Source organism: Halomonas llamarensis, from assembly GCF_023555005.1.
GTDB lineage: Bacteria > Pseudomonadota > Gammaproteobacteria > Pseudomonadales > Halomonadaceae > Vreelandella > Vreelandella llamarensis.
Map to the genome: position 1 here is coordinate 21654 of NZ_JAMJPJ010000027.1, position 21607 is coordinate 43260.

Below are 21607 nucleotides of genomic sequence, written 5' to 3' on the forward strand. Positions count from 1 at the left end.
CAATAATGTTCCACTACGGCGCTATTGCGTCATGAAATTGTCCGAACCATTGCTTGTAAGGAGCCGATAAGATGTCACGAGATCGTAATGTGTTGGGTGAGCCGTTAACCCCTTGCTGCCATGACCCTGTTACCGGATTTTACCGCGATGGTTTTTGCCGGGTAGGCCCTAATGATCATGGGGTCCATGCCGTATGCGCTATGGTGACCGAGGAGTTTCTGGCGTTCTCCTCTGCTCAGGGCAATGACTTGGTGACCCCCCACCCGGAATTTGGATTTCCGGGCCTTAAACCTGGCGACCGGTGGTGTTTGTGTGCCAGTCGCTGGAAAGAAGCTGCCGTTGTTGGTCTGGCACCGCCGGTCATTTTATCCGCTACTCACGAAAAAGCATTGGACGCTATTCCCTTGAATCAACTCCAACAACATGCCCTGGATGCTATTCGCTAGTGACCTTCTTAGACACCGCGCAATCTTACGACTTCTATGCCCCTGGGATCGCAATAGTGCGAATTCTTCGCGCTCTGTGAACGACAAATAACGCCTTGAAAAGGAGTCAGCCATGGTAGATAACACCGCTAACCTGCCCACTCGCATGGCCGCTATGGTACTGACCGGGCACGGTGGCATTGAAAAACTTGAGTACCGCGACGACGTGCTCGTGCCAACGCCCGGGCCGGGCGATGCGCTGCTTGAGCTTGGCGCTGAGGCGGTGATTGATCGCGACGATTTGCCAACGTTCGTGGACCGTGTGCTTAAGGCAACCGGCGGCGCACCGTTTGCCCTTAATACCTCTAACGAGTCAGTGAGCCGCGCATGAATACCACACATATCATCCAACTGTTGGATACCCACGCGGGCGGCGACGTGAGCCGGATTGTCACCGGCGGTATCGATTTGCTGCCGGGCGCGACGGTTCGCGAGCAAATGGAGTACCTGCGCGACGACGCCGATGGCCTGCGCGAGCTGCTGCTGAACGAGCCTTACGGCATTGCGGAAATGTCGGTGGATTTGCTGGTGCCCGCCACCCATCCCGAGGCGGTCGCGGGCTACATCATTATGGAAGTCATGGGCTATCCCATTTACTCCGGCTCCAACACGTTATGTACCGCCACCGCCGTGCTGGAAAGTGGCATCGTGGCGAAACAAGAGGGTGTGCAGCACTTTAAGCTCGAAGCACCGGCTGGGCTGGTGAATATCGAAGCGACGGTAAAAAACGGCGTAGTGGAGGCGGTGACCTGCGAAGGGCTGCCCAGCTACATTGATACGTACCGCGCTACCATCAACGTACCCGATATTGGCGAAGTCACCTATTCCATCGCCTACAGTGGCGGCTTTTATGCGCTGGTCGAGGCCGAGGCGTTAGGCTTCAAGCTGGTCTGCGAGGAGGAGCGCGCGCTGGCCGACTGCGCGCACAAAATTGTCGAGGCGATCAAAGCCGAACGCGGGTTTTCCCACTACACCTTGGGTGATGTCGGGCCGTTGCCGTTTCTGCACTTTATGGGGCCAGAAACGCGCATCGCCGAAGGCTACGTGCGTTCGCGCTCCACCACCTACGTTCACCCCGGTGTTATCTGCCGCAGCACCACCGGCACCGGTACCTCGGCACGGCTGGCCTTGATGAATTATGAAGGGCGGCTGCAGCTTGGCGACAAGTTGGAAACCGTCTCGCTACGCGAAACCGGCTTTATCGGCACTTTTACCGGCACCCATACAGAAGGGGATTACCAGGTGGTGGAAAATAACATCACCGGGCGCAGCTACGTGCTGGCGAAATCCGATATCGTCATCAATTGCGATGACCCGCTGGTCTACTGCGGCAATCTTCATCACATCCTAAGCGACCGTCACGCCTTCCTTCCACTGGGTGGCCAGTAGCCCTGCGCTTCTAATCGTGCCCAGACCGGGGCCTTTTCGGTCTCGGTCATATGGCCCCAGCCAGCAATCTCGTCTAACGTGCGCCCGCAGCCTTCGCAGGTTTTCGCAGCCTGATCGATGTGGCATATCTGTATGCACGGTGACAGTGGACGAGTAGAAAGCAATGAAGTCACTGGTATCGTCAACCTCTTAGATGTGAAAGGGGAGTCGCGAAAGCCGCGTTCAGTGCTTAGCATAACAGCTCCCCGCTTAAATCTTCCGTCCGTTTCCCAACCGATAGACGACATACCTCGGTAATATTCATATTTATTAATTAAGAATATTTTTACTTTATTTTTGTAGCTGGCGGTCGATAGTACCGTCATACGATCAGCCACGCTGAAAAACAGCGTGGCGTTTTCGTATCTCTGCGGTGCCGTTTCTAAAAAAAGCGCTTACATAAGCGGTGCTTGGCAACAAATCTGGCAAACAAATTAAGGAGGGACAATGCGACGATTTTGGATAGCGTTACTGGCGAGTATGGTGTGGGTTCCGGCCGCCCAGGCAGAGTTGAATTTTGCCATTGTAGCCCCAGACAGCGGGGCGGCAGCTTCTCTCGGACAAGGCATGAAAAAAGGCATTGATAGCTATTTTGCCGAGGTCAATGCAGCGGGCGGAGTGAATGGTGAAACATTATCCCTCACCGCGTTTGACGACCAGTACAGTCCTCTAAGTGCCGCCCGCCATACCCGCGAAGTGGTCAATAACGATGACATCCTAGCCGCGATTGGTAACGTGGGTACGCCCACCGCTACGGTTACCATACCGATCCACAACGAAGCGGAAACCCTGTTATACGGTGCCTTCACCGGCGCAGGGGTGTTGCGCCAATCTCCCCCTGATCGATATGTCATCAACTATCGCGCAAGCTATGTGCAAGAAACCGCCGCAATGGTTAATGGCCTGATGGAGGCTGGCGTTGCGCCGGATGAAATCGCCTTTTTTACCCAAAATGATAGCTTTGGTGATGCGGGCTACAACGGGGCAAAACAAGCCTTAGAGGCACAAGGGTTTACCGGTATTGATAATCTGGCCCACGGCCGCTTTTCTCGGGGAACCCGCAATATTCACCAGGGGTTAGCCACCATCCTGCAAGCGGCTAAAACACCTAAAGCGGTGATTATTGTCGGCACTTACGGCCCCGCCGCTGACTTTATTCGTGAAGCCCGCAACGACCTGCCCGATGCGATGTTCCTCAATGTTTCCTTTGTGGGCAGCCAAGCGCTGCTGAACGAGCTGGGTGAGCTGGCTGAGGGCGTGATGGTGACCCAGGTGGTGCCGCCCTTGGATGCGGACCTACCGGCGGTCGAATCCTATCGACAAGCATTGCAGACATACGGTGACGGCAGTCAGCCCGACTTTGTCTCACTGGAAGGGTACCTGGCGGCTAGGTTATTTGTGGAAGGCGTAAAAGCCGCCGGTCATTCACCCGACCGTGATGCCATTGTCGACGGCCTGCTAGGGCTGGGTGAGGTAGATATTGGCCTGGAAGAGCCGCTGCACCTGGGGCCTAACGATCACCAGGCGAGTGACAGCGTTTGGCCGACGATCATCGTCGACGGAAAATTTGAGTTAGTCGGGTGGTCAACACTGCTGCGCTAAAGCGTTCATCTACTGCTGATGCGTAATTTACCCCTGACACAAGCGAAGTAGGCTAATGAAAAAAACACTCAGTTTACGTGCCATGTTGATTGGCTTATTTCTGGCCGCGGTTATTGGTGCTGTGGTGCTGGCGGTCACGGGTTGGATCACCAATCAACGTTTGATCGACTCCCAGCGCTATATCACCAATGACGTGATGCCACTGCAAAATGCCAGCCGTGAAATGGTCTCGACGATGGGCGCCTTTGGCCAGCGGCATGCCGATTTACTGGCGGCCGAAAGCACCGCCGAGCTGACCAACGTTATTCCCCGTGAAACCTTGAATGAGCGCTTTACCAAGGCCCGCGACGCGCTGGCGTCAGACGATGCTGAAACCCAGTCAGACCAGCTGTCGGCCCTGGACGGGCACTATCAAACTCTACTCGATAGCGACACTGCTTTGGAAAACGTTCGCCAGGAAGAGCTAGCGCTGCAGGCTCGCATGACAGAGCGGTTGGCTGACATGCAAGCGTTGATCAGCGAAGTAATGCGCAGTGCTGGGGATATCGCCGGGCGAACGGCACTGGTTCAAGTACGCGAGCAACGCGCGCTTGAAGACCAAATCACTGCCTGGCGTGAAGACGGCATGACTACCTTGCCGACCGGGCTGTTGGATAGCGTGTTTAGTAATGACGCGGATATCACCCGGCTCAGCAGTGAAGTACGCACGGCGGTGGCGATGTTAGCCGACCTGGGTCGTCGCCTAATGCAGGTGGAAAGCGATGATCAGCTGGTTAACTTACGTCATAACCAAATTTCCCAGCAAATTAGCTTAGGGCCTGTTGACGTTTCACATTGGGAGCCATAAAAAACCGCACGCCAAAGCCACCATGCTTTCGTAGTTTCGCTTCAGTTTATCGTAGCGCGTCGCTATGGCGCGATACGATTTTAAACGGGCAAAGGCATTCTCGACGAGATGCCGATAGCGATATAAACCTCTGTCCAGACTGGCATTTCCCTTTTTCGAGTTGCGCCTACGTGGAATTACGGCCTCCATGCCTTTCGCCTCAACCTGCTCACGGATACGCTCGCTGTCATAGCCCTTGTCAGCCACTAGCGCCTCCCCCGTCGGCAAGTCGTCAATCAATGCCTGGGCTTCTGTGCTGTCGTGTACCTCACCGCCCGTTATCCTGAAGGAATTGGGAAGGCCATAAGCGTCAACGGCCAGATGAATTTTGCTGGTGTTGCCTGCACGACTTTTGCCAATGGCTTCTGACTCTTCTGTGGCAGCCCCTGTACTGTCCTGGTGCGCCTTGACGTAAGAGCCATCAATGAATAGCCACTCGACATCCGGATCCTCGACCAGCATGTTGAAAACCGCCATCAGCTTTCCAGCCGATGACCAGGCGTTGAAGCGCTTGTAGACCGTATTCCAGGACCCAAACGCCTCTGGCAGGTCCCGCCACTGGCAGCCAGTGCGCATCCGGTAAAGGATGCCTTCCACAGTGATGCGCAGGTTGGCCTTGTCATAGATACCTTGTTGAAGCAGGATAGGTTTCAGCTTCGACCAGTGTTCATCCGTGAGCATTTGTCGGGGCATCGCAAGCTCGCAGTTTGTTGGCGTGAGAACCTCTATTCTGCGAGCTTGCCCCTATCCTGCCAAATCATCTTCGATCAAACGTCAACACGCCCTAGCGCGTCAGTCGCTGGCGGGGATTACGCGTTCGCGAAGCACCGATACCGAGCGGTTAGCGCTGGTTAACGGGCTGGACGATATCATCGTTGAACTGGAAGGGTTAATGATCACCGATGATAACTCGGTCTATACCTTGCGCCAGCAGCAGTTGGATCGCCAGGCTCAAGTTCTGGGCGAACTGGCAAACGTAAGTCAGGCGATGTCGCGAATGGGCGATGCTTTAACCGATGTAGAAGCGTATGCCGTTGCACAGGCTGATGGCGCGGCTGAACAGGCCGAAATGCTGGCAAATGCAGGCCGCACGCTATTGATTGTAGTAACACTGGTGGTCGTTGCGCTGTTGGCGGTCTTTGGCTGGCGCACCATGGTGCGGGTATTAGGGCCGCTACTGACGATGCGTCAACAAATGGAAAGTATCAGCGGTGCCGGCGGCGAAAATGCCGACTTATCGATGCGCATTGACCTGCAGCGTAATGACGAAGTCGGTCAAACCGCCCAGGCGTTTAATCGAATGATGGATACCTTTGAAGGCATGGTAGCGCAAATTCGTCAAAGCGCCGAGGCGATTGACGCTAGCAGCCGTCAAATTGCATCGGGTAACGAAAACCTTTCCCAGCGTACCGACCAGCAGGCGTCTTCACTGGCGGAAACTGCCTCAAGCCTTGAGCAGATAACCGCCACTGTGAAGCAAACCGCCGACTACGCTGACCATGCCAAAGGCGCGAGTAGCAGCGTTGACCAGCGTGCCCGTTCAGCGGGGGATGTAGCCCAACGCACCACGCAAGCCATGGGTGATATACGCGAAGCCAGCGTGAAAATTACCAGCATTGTTAAAGCCATTGACGACATTGCTTTCCAAACCAACTTGCTAGCGCTCAATGCATCGGTGGAAGCCGCGCGAGCCGGTGAGCAGGGCCGTGGTTTTGCTGTGGTTGCCCAGGAAGTACGTAAACTAGCAGGCAGGAGTGCGGAAGAAGCCGAGCAAATTCGACACTTAGTGGACGACAGCGTAGCCAAAGTGAGCGAAGGTGAGCACTTGGTGAATGCTTCAAGTACGCATCTGCAAGAAATCGTGGACAGTCTGACCGAAGTCACGCGTTACGTGACGGAAATCGCCCAGGCGACCCACGAACAGTCCTCAGGTATTGAGCAAATCAACCAAGCGATCGCCCAACTGGATCAGGTCACACACCAAAACGCGCATCTGGTGCAGGAAGCTTCCACCGAGAGTCAGACCCTCGACGAGCGTGCCAGCGATATGAACTTGCTGGTAAGCCGTTTTACGGTCGGCGAAGACGCCGGTCAGCGCCATCTGGCGTTACCGGAGCAAAAAGCCGCACCGCGACTTAGCTAGTCGGCGAGTGCACCCGCCACCACGCAAATGTCGTGGCGGGTGTAGTAATCGCCTACTACCCGTCTTTTGTTAGCACTTGCTACGCTTAGTTCACACGCAGTCAGCGTGGGCAATCAATTGTTGTTGGTACAATAACAAGGAGACTCGAGATGAGCAGCAAGCGCATTTTAATGATTACCGGCGACTTCACCGAAGATTACGAAACCATGGTGCCTTTTCAGGCGCTGATGGCGGTGGGTCACCAAGTAGACGCGGTATGCCCTGATAAGCAGGCGGGCGACAGTGTGGCGACGGCGATCCATGATTTTGAGGGCGACCAAACTTACACTGAAAAACCTGGGCATCGGTTTGCCCTCAACGCGATATTTGCCGAGATAAACCCGGCGGATTACGATGCGTTGGTGGTGCCCGGTGGCCGTGCGCCTGAGTATCTTCGCTTAAACAAAGAAGTGCTAACCCTGGTTCAGCACTTTTTCGAGACCAACAAGCCCGTGGCGGCGATCTGTCACGGCGCACAGCTATTAGCCGCCGCAAAAGTGCTGGAAGGCAAGCAGTGCTCCGCTTATCCGGCCTGCCAGCCCGAGGTAGAACTTGCCGGGGGCCGCTTCGCCAACTTGGAAGTGACCGATGCGGTAACCGACGGTAACTTGGTCACCGCCCCTGCGTGGCCGGCGCATCCTGCCTGGCTTGCGCAGTTTATGGTGCTGCTTGAGAAGTAATTCCCTCCGCATTAATGACGACCCTCGCGCCCAGCACTCGCTGGGCGTACCGCGATCATGTCCGCTATGCTGGTAATTGCTGCGAGCTAATAGTTCTTGTAGGCATTACTAGGTCAACGTCAAGAGATAACGCCCATGTGTAAACTCTTTATTCAAGCCGACCCGGAACTGTGGCGTAGCGCTACGCATTCACTGCGTATTGATGGAATGGTGACTAGCGTGCGCATGGAAAATTACTTTTGGCGTCTGCTGGAAGAGATTGCGCAGCGTGACGGTATGAATACCGCCCAAATGATTACCCGGCTATATCATGAATCTATCGATGCCGGGCACGATTTGGGCAACTTCACGTCGTTTTTACGCGTGTGTGCGCTTCGCTACCAAGCCTTACAGCTAAGCGGTGACATACCGCTCAGCGTCGATGTACCGATTGGGCCGTTAGATGCCGAGCACATCCTTTGCAAAGAAACCACTACGCATGCCAAACAGGTACACTGACTGGCTATTCTAGCCGCTCACTTAGACGGTCAAGCAACCGTTCCATATCAGAGTGCGTTGATGCCTATTTTCTTTATATGAGAACGTAACCACAATGACGCAAGGCGACACGATCCCGGATATTGCCACCCAGGTGCGCGCGCTATTGGCGAAGAGCCCGGATGATGCATTGCCCATGACCTATCAGCAAGTGGCCCAAGCGCTTGGGCTTGCGCCACCGCGCACTATTCAGCGCGTTGCCCAGGCGCTTGAACAGCTCATGGCGGAGGATGTTGCCGCCGAGCGACCGATGATCGCCGCGCTGGTGGTGAGCCGCCGAGGTGATGATCTGCCTGCCGCCGGTTTTTTCGAACGGGCGGTCGCCCTGGGCCGTTTCCCCGCCGATACCTGCCAACATAAAATGTTATATATTGAGGAGCGTGAGCGGGCGCTTAAGTATAGGTACTAATGGGTGGTGCTATTGACAGGTATTATTGAAAGGTGCTGTTTACAGGTGCTTTTGACAGGTTCTGTTGGTAGGCAATATCAGAGTGTGATGGGGTTTAATATCGAATGGCCTGTTCTTGACGACGATGCTGCAACGGCGTGTCGCCAAAATAGCGCTTATAGTCGCGACTGAATTGCGGCACGTTGCGGTAGCCTACCGCTTGCGCCGCTTGGCTGACGTTATGATCATTTTGTAGCAGCAATTGCTGCGCTTTAATCAGCCGCAGCTGCTTGATGTATTGCGCCGGCGATGCGCGAGTGATTTGTTTAAAGTGCTGATGAAACGTCGAAGAGCTCATGTGGGCCTGCTGGGCTAGCTGCTCAACGCTGTAATCGTTGGCGAAGTGGCGATGCAGCGACGACAATACCTGCACAATACGCGCATAGTGACCGTGGCCTCGCACCAGGGCTCTGAGTGCTGGGCCTTGATCTCCTTTTAATGCCTCAAATACGACATCGCGAATGCGTGCCTTACCCATCGCAGCACGTTCAGTCGGATGGTGGAGTGCGCTCACGAGTCGCCCCACCGCAGCGTGCATGCCGCTATTCATTGCAACGGATGCCATGGGTATCGTAGTGAGATGATCGCCGGGCGCATCCCCCATCGTGGTCACCATTTCGCTTAGCAGTGCTGGCTCTAATTGTATGGAAACTCCCAGTAAAGGGGCTTCTGGGGAACCATAGGTTTCACACTCAAACGGCATCGGCAAGGTTTGTACCAAATAGTGGCCGGGGTCGTAGTAAATTTCCCTATCGCCCAAATAGCCTATCTTCCGCCCCTGGGCGATGATAATTAAGCTAGGTTGGTAAAGCAGTGGCGTTCGAGCCCGGTGGTGGTCAAGGCTCAGCAGAGTAACACCGCCAAGGGCGGTAGGGGTTATACCTTGTCGTTCCACTAGCGGGGTAATCAACTCCGCCAGTGTACGGTTCACGCCATCTATACACATGCTAGGGTTGAAGACGTCGCCCGACATAGTTGCCTCATCATTAAACTTCCAGTAGATACGTTAATTGTGACAGGTTTTGTCCCAATTTTTGTTATTTTATAGCCATTATATGGAGGATAATGCAAAAGTTTCGTAGCTTCGTTTATCGCTATCGAGGCTCATTAGGTTAATAATGGGTGTCCATCCCCGTTATTGAGGGGGATCACTGAAAAAGGAGCTTTATTCGATGAGCCAAGCTAACGCCTATGCAGCCTACGCCGACGATCAGCCGCTTGAACCGTTAACGATTGATCGCCGCGCTCCGCGCCCCGATGATGTCGCGATCGAGATTCTTTACTGCGGCGTATGCCACAGCGATCTGCACTTTGCCAAAAATGATTGGGGGTTGACGCGCTACCCGATCGTGCCCGGTCATGAGATCGTGGGTCGAGTGACCAGCGTAGGTAATGATGTCACGCGCTTTAAGGCTGGCGATGTCGTTGGCGTCGGCTGTATGGTCGACTCTTGCCGCACCTGCTCAGCCTGCCAGGATGATGTCGAGCAATATTGCTTAAACGGTTTCACCATGACCTATGGTAGCGATGATCGCCAAGACGGCACGATGACCCAAGGCGGCTATGCGGAATCGATCGTGGTCAGCGAACGCTTTGTGCTTACCATGCCGGAAGGCATTGATCTGCCTTCTGCCGCACCGATCCTTTGTGCTGGTATCACCACGTATTCGCCGCTTCGCCACTATGGCGTGAAAAAAGGCCATAAAGTGGGCGTTATCGGCATGGGCGGCCTTGGCCACATGGGCGTAAAATTGGCCAAAGCGCTCGGTGCAGAAGTTACGGTATTTACCCGTTCTGACGCCAAAGTCGAAGAAGCCAAGCGCCATGGGGCGGATCACGTCGTGGTCTCATCCGATGAGGCGCAAATGCAAGCGGTGGCGGAAACTTACGATTTCATGCTCGATACCGTGCCGGTACAGCACGATGTCAACCCTTACCTTGCAACGCTCAAATACGATGGCACCCACATCATGGTCGGGTTAATGGACCCCATCGAACCGGCTGTTCAAGGGGCCAATCTGATCTTTAAGCGCCGTGTCTTGGCCGGTTCACTGATTGGCGGTATCGCCGAGACGCAAGAGCTTTTAGATTTCTGCGCCGAGCACAACATCACCTGTGATGTGGAAATGATTGATATGCAGAACATCAATGAGGCGTTTGAACGTATGAAAAAAGGCGACGTGCACTACCGTTTTGTTATCGATATGAAGTCGCTGAAAAACGCGTAGCGACGAGGTAGATGCCACAAAACCTGCCACCGGGGGAATGCCCGCGGTGGCGTCTTTACTTGGGAGCTTTAGTCACAAACTTTAAAGGTATGCGCTAACTCTGAGATAGACGTAATCCGCCGTCCAGTTGTTATAGCCATCGTGTAGCGTGTAGCCCAAGGTCAGGAGTGCGTTATCGATAATCGTAAAGCGCAGATCTTCATCAAGGCCGTGCAAAAACGGCTTGGCAAACTGCGTCAGCCAACGTTCCATCCCCGGGGGCAAAATCTTCGGGGCAGGCTCTAGTGCAATGCTCTTGACCTTAAATCCTACGGTTTCCAATACATGCCGATACTCATCCGGCGTGGGGAAATACCACGGGTAGCGCCCATAAGTGCTAATGCCACGAAACTGCAGCGCAGCGATCAGTGCCGTGCAGATCGCTGCCGTATTGCCATGTCCACCAAACTCGGCCACAAAACGCCCGTTAGGTTTTAGCGCCCGCTTGACGCCGGCCAATACCGCTTGCGGGTCAAGCATCCAGTGCAGAAAGCCGTAACTAAATACCGCATCAAAATCATGATCGAAGGTCATTTGATAGGCATCCATCACGCGGGCATCCACGACGAGCTCTTGTGCAACGGCAACCCGCTCTTTTGCGGTATCGACCCCCACGACCTCAACCCCGCGCTTGGCTAATTGCTCGATCAGTACACCATCGCCGCAGCCCAACATCAAAATACGCTCGCCGGATTGAGGGGCCAACAGGTCAAGCGCCTCTTGGCCGTACGTGGCTTGAGAAGATAGTGTCATGGGGGTCCCTTGGCGCGACCAGCGCGGTAATGGTGGTTAATCCCTCCAGTATAGTGCGATCACACCGTACCCGAAACCTCACGGAGGCTAAGCGCCTCCATGCTTTGAGAAAGAGATGATAGGCAATCGCTATGACAGCGTTTTGTTTGTCTTAATGCTTAACTGCTAGGCTGGAAATAAAACGCGTGATTAGCCTTACTTAGCCCTATAAGACCGTGCTATTTAAGCCAAAGGACATTAGCAATGAGCCAACCTGTCGTGCCGGAAAGCTCGCCTATTGGTATCGTGCTAAAAGAAGCAAAAGCGTATTACTTTTGCGTTGGCACGTGCGCGACGCTATTGGGATCAACAAAATGTCACCGGCACGCTTGCTGCCATTTCGTCGTTAAGCGCAAGCCTAAGGCCTACGGGCATGCTTGAGTGAATTGGCTATACTTCGCATAACAAGCCGTTTACATAACAACAGCGATATTCAGGAGAACCCTATGACCCTCAAGCGTGCCTACTGCCTTCTGGCAGCGTTTTATAGCTTATTGCTGGTAATCGGCATTGTCGCGGTGCTAATGGGTGGCGGTACGCCGCTGGCGGCAGTGTATCTGGTCATCGGTTTTTTTGCTGCGCTGGGGCTTTGGGGGGTAAGTCTTCAGCGTAGTGTCATGAGCCCGCGTATGTGGCGTCCGCTGGCCATCGCCTTGGCGGTGGCCAGCGGTGTACAGCTGATAGCCATTATATTGGTGCCAGTATCGAACGTGGCCCTCACTTGGATGTTGATCAGCAGCATTTTTGCCCTATTACTGGCTATGATGCTCTACCAGTACGGTAACCGTGATCAGCCGTTATGGGCCACGGAAGAAGAGCAAAGCGCCGCCAGTCGGCTGCGCACCATGCTCCAGCAGCAAACTGCGCTCACTGCTATCCACCAAGAAGGCGGGCGTGAGAACCGCGCCAATATATGCAAAGTAGGTAATGAGTATGAGGCCAGTATTACCCGACACTCGCCAGAAGGTCAGGAAGCCTTTAGTCAGCGCTTCCGCCATCCTGAATCGCTCGTGTTTTTTCTGGAAAAACTTGCCAGTATCTCAGTTAACGATTTTCAGCGGCCAGCTACCTAGCTGGATGTGAACAGCCGGGCAGAGCATGCTGTTCTGCCGCGCCGCGTACCGACGAGCGGAGGAACTGATGATTGGTGCAATAACAGGTGACATGGTCGGTTCGATGTATGAGCACCAGCCGATCAAAACCAAAGACTTTCCGCTGTTTTCGCCACGCTCGTGCTTCACCGATGACAGCGTGCTCACCGTGGCGGTTGCTAGTGCCATTCTTAATGATACGCCCTATGCTGAAGCTGTCCGGCAAATAGGGCGGCAGTACCCCAACGCCGGGTATGGCGGTTCGTTTATCCAATGGCTGACTGGTCCCAACGCGGGGCCGTATTACAGCTGGGGTAATGGAGCCGCCATGCGCGTTAGCCCCGTCGGCTTTGCCTACGCCACGGAAGCCGACGTGCTCGCCCAGGCCAAAGCCACCGCTGAAATCACCCATAATCACCCTGAAGGGATAAAAGGCGCCCAAGCCACGGCGCTTGCGGTGTTCTGGGCGCGAACCGGCGCGGATAAAGCCACCATTCGCGAGACCCTTACCCAGCGGTTTGATTACGACCTTGCGCGCACGCTAGCGGATATTCGCCCACGCTATCGCTTTGACGTTTCCTGCCAGGGCAGTGTGCCGGAAGCCATTATCGCGTTTTTAGAGGCGAACTCTTACGAAGACGCCTTACGCAATGCAGTATCGCTCGGTGGCGATAGCGACACCCAAGCCTGTATCGCAGGGGGAATTGCTGAAGCGTTTTACGGCGTGCCGGATACCCTGTACACCGAGGTTAAACACCGCCTAACGCCGGGTTTATGGGCGATTACCGATGCCTTCTGCCAACGGTACCGATAAGCGCCCAATATCGGTGTATCGGTCAACCTCAATGAGCTTTGGGGTAGGCGGCTGAAGTTATTCCACTAATTCCAGCAAGCGGTCGGGGTGGTTGGTGAAAATACCGTTAACGCCCCAATCCAGTAGGCGCTGCATTTCCTCGCGCTCATTGATGGTATATACGTGTACCGGGAGGCCGTTTTCCTGCGCTTGGCGGATAAAGTCGGCATCACTCACGTCTTCGCCATCGTAAGTGACATTGGTACCGATACCGGCCGCGTAATCGGCAACCGCTTGGAAGTCCGCATCGGTGATCTCACTCGGCCCCGGGGTAACGTTCGTCCACTCCAGTAGGTGCGAGTCGTCTTCTTCACTGGGGTAGTACCACACCAGCTGAATCAGCGGCACGTCGTCATTTAATTCCTGCACTTTCAACAGACTGTCTTGCTCGAAGGACTGCACCAGCACGCGGCCGCTCTCGACCATATCGTATTCTTCCAGCGTCTCTACCAAGGCTTCTTCCAGACCAGGGTTCAGTTGGGGCGACTTGGTTTCAATGTAGTAACGGGCATCGTGGCCAAAGTGATCGAAGAGCTCATCCAGCGTAAGTATCTGCGCGCCTTCAAAGGCCGTGTCGGCGCTGTCGGGATTTTCCTCGTTAAACCAGGTGCCGGTATCTAGCGCTTTGAGTTCTTCGAGAGTGTAATCGTTGATTTCGCCTTTACCGTCGCTGGTGCGATCAATGGTGTCATCGTGGAACACCACTAGCTCACCGTCGGCGGTGATTTGTACGTCCAGTTCCAGGTAATCGGCGCCCCACTCGTGAGCAAGTTCATAGGCGGCCATGGTGCTTTCCGGCGCGTGGCCGCTGGCACCGCGGTGAGCGATGACTTGAAACGATTGCAGGTCTTTTAGTTGCTGCTCTAAAGGCGATGGGTCTGCCATCGCCTGGGTGGTGGCAGCACCAGCGAAAAGGCCCATCGATACAGCGGTCACTAGCGGAAGATGTTGCATAAGTGTTTTCCTTGATTGAATGTTCGGTTAATAACCCTATCTGCTTTTAGAGATTATTCCAAATGAGCGACGGGCGACATATCAATGGATGAATCTAATAAATGCAAGTGCCGACCATTCGACCTGATAATGCAATCATGCCAAACTAATCCTTATTATCTGGCTCTTGAGAAATGAGAAGCTCTGAATGAAGCTAAAGCGTCTTACCCTGGAAAATTTTCGCTCCAAACCTGCCTTAACGCTTGCCCTAGCTGAACGTCTGACGTTATTGATGGGAGAGAATGGTAGCGGAAAAACCACGTTGCTTGATGCGGTAGCGATTGGGCTAGGGGAAGTGCTGACGTATTTGCCAAGCGTTTCAGGTATTACGTTTAAAAAGCAAGGAGATATTCATCAACAGCTTAATCAACTGGCTCCCTATACTCGTATCACCTTGGAAACAAAGCAGGGTCTAATGTGGGACCGGCTTAAGCGCCGCGATAACAGTAAGAAAACAGCAAGCCAGATACCCCAAGGCTTAGGTGTTAAAGCATTAAAGCAACACCTAGACAAGGAAGTGATTGAGCGCTGGGTCAATGGCGAACCCTTTACCTTGCCTGTGTTTGCCTATTACGGCGTTAGCAGGGCGCTGCTGGATTTGCCGCAAAGCCGCAAAGGATTTCCCAAATCTCACGAGCGCTTTGAGGCATTAACGGATGCGCTTACGGCAAACACCCGTTTCAAGTCTGCTTTTGTTTGGTTTTATAACAAAGAAAACGAAGAACACAGGCTGCAGAAACAGCAAAAAAGCTTTGATGTTACTCTACCGGAACTAGATGCAGTAAGGCGTGCCATCGTCGCATTATTTCCTGACCTTTCCGAGCCGCATATTGAGCTCAACCCACTGCGCTTTGTGGTGAGGCAAGGGGATGAATGGTTAGACCTTGCCCAGCTCAGTGACGGCTACCAAACATTATTGGGGTTAGTGATTGACCTTAGCGCAAGAACGGCGCTCGCCAATCCGCATCTAAATAACCCGCTGGAATCAGAAGCGGTCGTTATGATTGATGAAGTGGATTTACACCTTCACCCTGAATGGCAGCGCCGCGTGCTGGGGGATTTACTGTATACCTTTCCAAATGCTCAATTTATTGTGACGACTCACAGCCCCTTTATTGTCGAGGCGCTGAATAATCATCTTAAAAAGTGGCAAGTTAAAAACTTGCCAATGACTGATCCTGAAATCGAAGCGCTGATGCCTTTATCCAGCAGCGATGTGGCTGCCTATGCTGTATTTCCAGGGCAAGCGAGCTCATTAATCGATAGTGAAAGCGGTCTATTAGATGATCAACTGTTGCAGCACTTCAACGCGATCAATCTGCTCTATGACAAAATGCGTGATATTGAATGGGAGCAACGTCAGGGATGATAGTTAACCCCTATCACGCCTGTACTTGCCAGCGCATGGGAAATACCCACGCACTGTGCCAAGGGCAGTTGACCCTGGGAGAACAAGGTAAACGGCTTCATTTATCGCTTAAGCAGGGAGAGCAGGCGCTTGCTATCGTGTTAGATCGTTGTGTCATGCAGGATAACTTACCTAAATGCGATGGCCTTTACCTCTGGAAAAGCCACAACCGTAGCACAGCAGTCCTGATAGAATTAAAAGGCGCCGGAGACATACCAAAGGCTTTTGCACAGCTTGGCTATGTGCGGCATCAGCGGCCAGAGTATCAGACCCTAGTAGCCTATTGGCGTTCAACCAGCGCCTTACCCGTTCAGCAAAAAGCCGTAATTGTCACCAATGGACTACTATCAAAGCCAGAATTGGAGCGCTTGGAACGCCAGCATAATATACGCGTATCTGCATTACTGCACTGTGAGCACACCACGCCAACGCCTGATCTGAGGCCCTATTTATAAGACCGACAGCCCGAAAGGAAAGCACTGCGGCCGATAACAAACTGAACAAGCAAAGCGTGAAGATAAGATGGACGTGTAAGGCGCGAGGGTTGAATGTCATCTTTTTGCCAGCATCTAGGCTATACAGGCAACTCACTAGGAGGCGTTATGACAACGTTAGTGATTGGTGCGAACGGACAGATAGGCAAACAGTTTTGCGAGCTGGCGCAACAGGCGGGCACGCCGATCAAGGCAATGATTCGCAACGAAGAGCAGGTGCCATGGTTTAGGGAAAGAGGCATCAATACTGTCATTGCCGATTTGGAGGACGACTTTTCACACGCCTTTGAAGGCTGTGACCAAGTGGTGTTCACCGCCGGCTCAGGACCGCACACTGGGCCGGACAAGACCCTGTTGATTGATCTTTACGGGGCTATTCGTGCCGCCGATATCGCCAAGCAGAAAGATATCTCCCGCTACCTGATGATTAGCGCGATACGAGCTGAAAACCCCATGGAAGCACCCGAAAAGCTGCGCCCCTACATGGCCGCGAAATTCGCCGCCGATGCCCACTTGCGCAGCAGCGGCGTGCCCTACGTAATTCTCAAACCAGGGCGTTTGACGGATGGCGCCGCCAGCCAACAGTTTGCCAGCTCAGTCGACGAGGCCGGTGACAATCAAATCTCCCGCGCCAATGTCGCTTATGCATTGCACTACGCGCTGCAGACTAGCGTTACCAATACAGAGTACGTGCTGTTGGATGGCAAGCGCTCAATTGACGAGATTATTCAGTAATACTTCCTCAAGGAGGGCCGCAAGCGTTTAAGTATTAACACCCTTCATGCCTTTCGGTGTGTAGCGTTCACCGGTCACCGGAAGGTGCTCGGTGGCCGCTTCAAGCTGTTGCTGCTCATCGGCAGTCAGGATAATAGATGCTGCTGCTGTATTTTCTTCAAGGTAGCACAGCCGCCGCAGCGATGCCTCGCAGGCCTGTTGGGTATAACGGGCGCTACTGTCCAAACTACATTGATACTCACCAAACCGATCCATGCCCATAGAGGCTGGCGTCTTTGTGAACGTGGTCAATATGCTCGAATTCTAAACTTGAGTGGGAAATACCGAAGTTCTCTTTAAGTCGCGTTTTTATATCGGCCTTGATCGTTTCAAGCTGCGGCCAGCCGGATTCCGCGACAACCACGTGGCAGTCAAGCGCGACGGCATTTTCTTGCATTTGCCATAAATGAACGTGATGCACCTCTATAACGCCTTCAGCGTCACGCATCGCGTTAATGACGGCTTGCCCGTCAATATCGGGCGGTGAGCCCAGCATCAGTGTACGAATCGGGCCGCCAATCTCAGAAAAGGCGAGATAGAGAATATAGACGGCGATGCCGATCGTAATTGCAGGGTCTACCCAGCGCATGTCGTATAAAAGGATAAGCGAACCGCCAATGATGACCGCGACAGAGGCAAATGCATCGGATAGGTTGTGCAGGAACAGGGCGCGGATATTGACGCTATTTTTTTGCATTGACCACGTGAGTAGCGCTGTGAGGGTATCGACTGCAAGGGCAACGCCGCCGATAATCACGATCATCCAGCCCTGAATTTCGGGTGGCTCAATCATCCGCATGGCACCTTCATAAATCAGATAGACACCGACGAGAATGAGGGTAGTGTAGTTAACCAATGCCGCTACTATCTCGATTCGGCCATAGCCAAACGTCATCTGGGCGTCTGCCGGTCGCCTCGCTATCTTGCGGGCCGCAAACGCAATGACAAGCGCGGCCATGTCGGAAAAATTATGCAGCGCATCCGCGATGAGCGAGAGGCTCCCTGCTAAAATACCGCCGATAATCTGGGCGACGGTCAATAACCCGTTGGCCCAGATGGAGATGGTCACGCGTCGATCACCGGAGGCAGGGTCAATGTGGTGGTGACCGTGATGGTGTCCCATAAGGTTATCCTCACTTTTTGGCTACTAAAAGTCGAAAAGATCGATGTAAACACGGCAGCATTAACGTTCCATGATGATTTTCAGCTACCGTTGATGGCGAACAAGGGCCTAATTACATATTCCCAGCATTTTGACATGTTTACCTTGCTGAGGTGAGTGATCAGTTTAGCACCGCCTAAACTCCTAGACTTTGCATGGCAGGTTCACCCACACTGAAATGATATCTCCCTTGGAGGACCTAGCTCATGCGCGTTTTTTCCAATCCTGTCGGCTCCGGTTCACTCTGGTTTGATAACCTGGTCACCGCTGATGGTATCCCGGTTGCTTACGACCCCCAGGCGCGGGCTTTTTTGCCCATGCCACCTTTCTGTGCCAACCGTGAGGTGATCGGGTGTAACTGGATCGCACCCAAGCAGGGCGCTTTTTGCCGCTCTTGTGCCATGACAGCGTTGGCTCCCGATCCCTCGATTCCAAATGCCATTCCCAACTGGACGCAAACAGAAGCCGCCAAACGCTGGGTCATCGACAACCTAGGCCGCTGGAACTGGTTTCGGCCTGAAGACCCAGGTGCTCCACCGGTGTTTCATATGCTTGCCGAAGGGGCAACGCCGGTTCCCATGGGGCATGTGGGCGGCGTGGTGACCATCAGCGTGGCCGAGGCCGACCCGGTGCTAAGCACGACTCGCCGCGAGGCGCTGGAAGAGCCTTATCGCACCATGATTGGGCATATGCGTCATGAAATTTCGCACATGCTGTGGTGGCGATTGAGCCTGCGAGATGACTTTTTAGATGCCTTTCGTGAGATGTTCGGCGATGAACGTGAGGACTATCCGGCGGCGCTACAGCGGCATTACCAAGATGGCCCCCCGCCAGATTGGCGCCAGCGATTCTTAACCACCTATGCCTCTGCGCACCCACATGAAGACTTTGCCGAAACCGCGTCGCACCTGCTGCACTTAACGGATATCACCGATAGCTTTGTATCGTCTGGCATGACCTCGCCTGCGCTACCGTATAGCTACGGCTGGGATGCCTACGCCGAACCGGATGCCGAGCGATTGATTCATATCGCGGCATCACTGGTGGCTGGCGTCAACCATGTCAACCGCTCGATGGGGCTGGCGGACCTTTACCCCTTCGTGTTGTCCGATGTCGCGATGCGCAAGCTTGCCTTTGTACATGACTGGCTGCGCCGAGGAGCACAAGGGCTTTAATAGCACGGATGGCCAATCATGACGGCAGGGTCCTAGACCCTGCCGTAACAAAATGCATTTACCTACTTACACTTAGCCGTTGGTCACCCGTAAGGGCTTGACCGTAACGCCCCGACGTTTTTCATGATGCCGTTTTAAGCTCGCTCTTAAGCCATTTTGCCAGTGGCTCGCTACGGTGGTTGTTGGTTTGGTTAGGTAACCATAAACAGAGCCGGGCGGATGTTTCGATGCTGCCCCAGGGCGCCACCAGCCGCCCGCTCTTCAGGTCATCTTCCACCAACAGCGTGGGCGCAATCGCGACACCCAACCCCGCCACCGCCGCTTCCATCAAGTAGTAAAGATGCTCGAACCCCTGGCCTTCGCTTAGCGCCGCTTCCAGTTGTGCCTGTTCAAGCCCTTGCGCACTGGCCCACTGCGGCCACGCTTGGGGGCGGGAGGCGGTGTACAGCAATTGGGTAGAAAACAGCGTCTGTGGATCAGCCGGATCAAGCTGCGCTGCCAGTTGTGGGCTGGCCACCGCGCATATCTGCTCGGGGATAAGCTCAATGACGTCTACATCCGCGGGCCAGGGTGGCTCGGAAAACGCCAGGGTGGCGCTGGCGTCCGTTTGTTTGCCGGGCTGCTCGGTGTCACTCACCACCACTTTCAGCTTGAGTTCGGGCAGTTCACGGTGCAGGCGGTCCAACCTGGGAATCAACCAGCGGGCCAACAGGCTGCCAGGGCAGGCGAGGGTGAAAGGGGCTTCTTCCACATCACGTTTGAGCGCGGCGCAACTATCGCGCAGCTTGCTAAACGCCTCGCTTAGGCCGCTTTGTAGTTTCTCGCCGTGCGGGGTAAGCACAATGCCACGGCCCGCTTTGCTAAACAGGGCCACGCCAAAATGCTCATCCAGGCTTTTCAACTGGCGGCTGACGGCACCGTGGGTGACGCTTAGCTCCTCGGCAGCGGCGGTCACACTGCCTAACCGGGCAGTGGCTTCAAAGGCGCGCAATGCGCTAAGTGGCGGCATGCTATTCTGCATAAATGCGTGACTCCAGCTCACATATAGCTGACATCTTATCGATTTTTATCTTCACGCGCTTGCCTTAACGTCATCACATACTTAACTCGCATGACGAGGTCGTGATGAATCAACCTATAGACGTATCCCAGAGCCTGCCCGACGCCAACGGGCTGTTTGGCAGCTTCGGCGGCCGCTTTGTCGCCGAAACCCTGATGCCGCTGATTCTGGAGCTGCAAGACGAATACACCACCGCCAAAAACGACCCGGAATTCCAGCGCCAACTGGCCTACTTCCAGGGCGACTACGTGGGGCGGCCAAGCCCGCTCTACTTCGCCGAACGGCTGACCGAGCACTTTGGTGGGGCGAGTATTTACTTCAAGCGTGAAGAGCTCAACCACACCGGCGCGCACAAGATCAATAACTGCATCGGCCAGGTGCTGCTGGCCAAGCAGATGGGCAAGAAGCGCATCATCGCCGAAACCGGCGCGGGCATGCACGGTGTGGCGACCGCCACGGTGGCGGCGCGTTTTGGTCTGCCCTGTGTGATCTACATGGGTACCACCGATATCGAACGCCAGCAGACCAACGTGTTCCGCATGAAGCTGCTCGGCGCGGAAATCGTCCCCGTTACCTCCGGCACCGGCACCCTCAAGGACGCCATGAACGAAGCGCTGCGCGACTGGGTCACCAATGTCGACGACACTTTCTACATCATCGGCACCGTCGCCGGGCCGCATCCGTACCCGGCCATGGTGCGCGACTTCCAGGCCGTCATCGGCCATGAAACCCGCACCCAGATGCTCGAAAAGCAGGGCCGACTGCCGGATTCGCTGGTGGCCTGTGTGGGCGGCGGCTCAAACGCCATTGGGCTGTTTTACCCATTCCTAGATGACCCGGACGTCCAAATGATCGGCGTGGAAGCGGGCGGCAAGGGCGTGAAAAGCGGCCTGCATGCCGCCAGCCTGAACGGCGGCACGCCTGGGGTCTTGCACGGCAACCGCACCTACTTGCTGCAAGACGAAGACGGCCAGATTACCGACGCCCACTCGATTTCTGCGGGGCTGGATTACCCCGGCATCGGGCCCGAGCACGCCTGGTTGCATGAGCAGAAACGGGTTGAGTACGTCTCCGCCACCGATGACGAAGCGCTGGAAGCCTTCCAGATGTGCTGCCGCAAGGAAGGCATTATTCCCGCCCTGGAAACCGCCCATGCCCTGGCCGAAGTCGCCAAGCGCGCGCCCCAGCTTCCCCGCGAGCACCTGATGGTGATCAACCTGAGCGGCCGTGGCGACAAGGACATGACGAGCGTCGCCCATCATCTAGGCGAGACATCCCAATGAGCGCGAA

The 21607-nt window shown here is 54.6% G+C and carries 25 protein-coding genes; 17 read left to right on the forward strand and 8 right to left on the reverse strand.

What is annotated here, in order from left to right; translation table 11 throughout:
• Positions 1-71 precede the first annotated feature (71 nt).
• The 3 genes from M8006_RS13815 (at position 72) to M8006_RS13825 (ending at position 1874) form a co-directional block, all read left to right on the forward strand.
• A complete protein-coding gene (locus tag M8006_RS13815; protein ID WP_250083194.1) occupies positions 72-446 on the forward strand; it encodes a DUF2237 family protein in 375 nt (124 codons plus the stop codon).
• A gap of 112 nt (positions 447-558) precedes the next feature.
• A complete protein-coding gene (locus M8006_RS13820) occupies positions 559-816 on the forward strand; it encodes a hypothetical protein (RefSeq protein WP_250083195.1) in 258 nt (85 codons plus the stop codon).
• Complete coding sequence (locus tag M8006_RS13825) at positions 813-1874, forward strand: proline racemase family protein (RefSeq protein WP_250083196.1); 1062 nt, start codon at positions 813-815, stop codon at positions 1872-1874. The genes M8006_RS13820 and M8006_RS13825 overlap by 4 nt, the downstream gene beginning before the upstream one ends.
• Here the strand turns inward: M8006_RS13825 and M8006_RS13830 are convergent.
• Positions 1844-2239: a DUF1289 domain-containing protein gene (locus M8006_RS13830; protein WP_347709770.1), complete on the reverse strand. Its 396-nt coding sequence runs from the start codon at positions 2237-2239 to the stop codon at positions 1844-1846. The two genes, M8006_RS13825 and M8006_RS13830, sit on opposite strands and share 31 nt — an antisense overlap.
• Positions 2240-2360: 121 nt before the next feature.
• On the opposite strand from M8006_RS13830, the gene M8006_RS13835 reads away from it, so the two are divergent.
• Both M8006_RS13835 and M8006_RS13840 read left to right on the forward strand, forming a co-directional pair.
• Complete coding sequence (locus tag M8006_RS13835; protein WP_250083197.1) at positions 2361-3515, forward strand: ABC transporter substrate-binding protein; 1155 nt, start codon at positions 2361-2363, stop codon at positions 3513-3515.
• A gap of 55 nt (positions 3516-3570) precedes the next feature.
• Positions 3571-4362 carry a hypothetical protein gene (locus M8006_RS13840; protein WP_250083198.1) on the forward strand — a complete coding sequence of 264 codons (792 nt, stop codon included), beginning with the start codon at positions 3571-3573 and terminating at the stop codon, positions 4360-4362.
• Here the strand turns inward: M8006_RS13840 and M8006_RS13845 are convergent.
• Complete coding sequence (locus M8006_RS13845) at positions 4345-5094, reverse strand: IS5 family transposase (protein WP_250080573.1); 750 nt, start codon at positions 5092-5094, stop codon at positions 4345-4347. The two genes, M8006_RS13840 and M8006_RS13845, sit on opposite strands and share 18 nt — an antisense overlap.
• Before the next feature lie 22 nt (positions 5095-5116).
• On the opposite strand from M8006_RS13845, the gene M8006_RS13850 reads away from it, so the two are divergent.
• From M8006_RS13850 to M8006_RS13865, 4 genes are all read left to right on the forward strand, one after another.
• Positions 5117-6544 (forward strand): methyl-accepting chemotaxis protein, encoded by a 1428-nt coding sequence (locus M8006_RS13850; RefSeq protein ID WP_250083200.1) that lies wholly within the window; start codon positions 5117-5119, stop codon positions 6542-6544.
• 149 nt (positions 6545-6693) lie between these two features.
• Positions 6694-7263 (forward strand): DJ-1/PfpI family protein, encoded by a 570-nt coding sequence (locus tag M8006_RS13855; protein WP_250083202.1) that lies wholly within the window; start codon positions 6694-6696, stop codon positions 7261-7263.
• A 135-nt stretch (positions 7264-7398) separates the two neighbouring features.
• Positions 7399-7761, forward strand: coding sequence for a ribbon-helix-helix domain-containing protein (locus M8006_RS13860; RefSeq protein ID WP_250083203.1), 363 nt, complete (start codon positions 7399-7401; stop codon positions 7759-7761).
• A 94-nt stretch (positions 7762-7855) separates the two neighbouring features.
• Entirely contained in the window at positions 7856-8209 is a 354-nt protein-coding gene (locus M8006_RS13865; protein WP_250083204.1) for a hypothetical protein, read from the forward strand.
• 94 nt (positions 8210-8303) lie between these two features.
• Here M8006_RS13865 and M8006_RS13870 read toward each other — a convergent pair whose 3' ends face one another.
• Positions 8304-9221, reverse strand: a complete 918-nt coding sequence (locus tag M8006_RS13870; protein WP_250083206.1) for an AraC family transcriptional regulator — start codon at positions 9219-9221, stop codon at positions 8304-8306.
• A gap of 199 nt (positions 9222-9420) precedes the next feature.
• On the opposite strand from M8006_RS13870, the gene M8006_RS13875 reads away from it, so the two are divergent.
• On the forward strand, positions 9421-10476 hold the full coding sequence (locus tag M8006_RS13875; protein WP_250083207.1) for an NAD(P)-dependent alcohol dehydrogenase: 1056 nt from the start codon (positions 9421-9423) through the stop codon (positions 10474-10476).
• 81 nt (positions 10477-10557) lie between these two features.
• Here M8006_RS13875 and M8006_RS13880 read toward each other — a convergent pair whose 3' ends face one another.
• Positions 10558-11268, reverse strand: a complete 711-nt coding sequence (locus tag M8006_RS13880; protein ID WP_250083208.1) for a class I SAM-dependent methyltransferase — start codon at positions 11266-11268, stop codon at positions 10558-10560.
• A 485-nt stretch (positions 11269-11753) separates the two neighbouring features.
• Here M8006_RS13880 and M8006_RS13885 point away from each other — a divergent pair, with 485 nt between their 5' ends.
• Positions 11754-12380 (forward strand): hypothetical protein, encoded by a 627-nt coding sequence (locus M8006_RS13885; protein WP_250083209.1) that lies wholly within the window; start codon positions 11754-11756, stop codon positions 12378-12380.
• A gap of 25 nt (positions 12381-12405) precedes the next feature.
• Positions 12406-13212, forward strand: a complete 807-nt coding sequence (locus M8006_RS13890) for an ADP-ribosylglycohydrolase family protein (protein WP_488592960.1) — start codon at positions 12406-12408, stop codon at positions 13210-13212.
• Positions 13213-13269: 57 nt separating this feature from the next.
• Here M8006_RS13890 and M8006_RS13895 read toward each other — a convergent pair whose 3' ends face one another.
• Positions 13270-14205, reverse strand: a complete 936-nt coding sequence (locus M8006_RS13895; RefSeq protein WP_250083212.1) for a glycerophosphodiester phosphodiesterase — start codon at positions 14203-14205, stop codon at positions 13270-13272.
• Positions 14206-14392: 187 nt separating this feature from the next.
• Between M8006_RS13895 and M8006_RS13900 the strand changes: the two genes are divergently transcribed.
• The 3 genes from M8006_RS13900 to M8006_RS13910 all read left to right on the forward strand — a co-directional run bounded on the left by M8006_RS13900 (position 14393) and on the right by M8006_RS13910 (position 16881).
• Positions 14393-15613 carry an AAA family ATPase gene (locus M8006_RS13900; protein WP_250083213.1) on the forward strand — a complete coding sequence of 407 codons (1221 nt, stop codon included), beginning with the start codon at positions 14393-14395 and terminating at the stop codon, positions 15611-15613.
• A complete protein-coding gene (locus M8006_RS13905; RefSeq protein WP_250083214.1) occupies positions 15610-16107 on the forward strand; it encodes a hypothetical protein in 498 nt (165 codons plus the stop codon). Before M8006_RS13900 ends, M8006_RS13905 begins: the two co-directional genes overlap by 4 nt.
• 147 nt (positions 16108-16254) lie before the next feature.
• On the forward strand, positions 16255-16881 hold the full coding sequence (locus M8006_RS13910) for an SDR family oxidoreductase (protein ID WP_250083215.1): 627 nt from the start codon (positions 16255-16257) through the stop codon (positions 16879-16881).
• Positions 16882-16908: 27 nt separating this feature from the next.
• Here M8006_RS13910 and M8006_RS13915 read toward each other — a convergent pair whose 3' ends face one another.
• Both M8006_RS13915 and M8006_RS13920 read right to left on the reverse strand, forming a co-directional pair.
• Positions 16909-17142: a hypothetical protein gene (locus M8006_RS13915; RefSeq protein WP_250083217.1), complete on the reverse strand. Its 234-nt coding sequence runs from the start codon at positions 17140-17142 to the stop codon at positions 16909-16911.
• Entirely contained in the window at positions 17120-18043 is a 924-nt protein-coding gene (locus M8006_RS13920; RefSeq protein WP_250083218.1) for a cation diffusion facilitator family transporter, read from the reverse strand. The genes M8006_RS13915 and M8006_RS13920 overlap by 23 nt, the downstream gene beginning before the upstream one ends.
• Positions 18044-18288: 245 nt before the next feature.
• Between M8006_RS13920 and M8006_RS13925 the strand changes: the two genes are divergently transcribed.
• The gene (locus tag M8006_RS13925; RefSeq protein WP_250083219.1) at positions 18289-19257 is read left to right on the forward strand and encodes a zinc-binding metallopeptidase family protein; all 969 of its coding nucleotides are present in this window, start codon (positions 18289-18291) and stop codon (positions 19255-19257) included.
• Between the two features lie 121 nt (positions 19258-19378).
• Here M8006_RS13925 and M8006_RS13930 read toward each other — a convergent pair whose 3' ends face one another.
• On the reverse strand, positions 19379-20278 hold the full coding sequence (locus M8006_RS13930; RefSeq protein WP_250083220.1) for a LysR family transcriptional regulator: 900 nt from the start codon (positions 20276-20278) through the stop codon (positions 19379-19381).
• A gap of 104 nt (positions 20279-20382) precedes the next feature.
• Between M8006_RS13930 and trpB the strand changes: the two genes are divergently transcribed.
• Positions 20383-21600 (forward strand): tryptophan synthase subunit beta, encoded by a 1218-nt coding sequence (gene trpB / locus M8006_RS13935; RefSeq protein ID WP_250083221.1) that lies wholly within the window; start codon positions 20383-20385, stop codon positions 21598-21600.
• Positions 21601-21607: the final 7 nt, after the last annotated feature.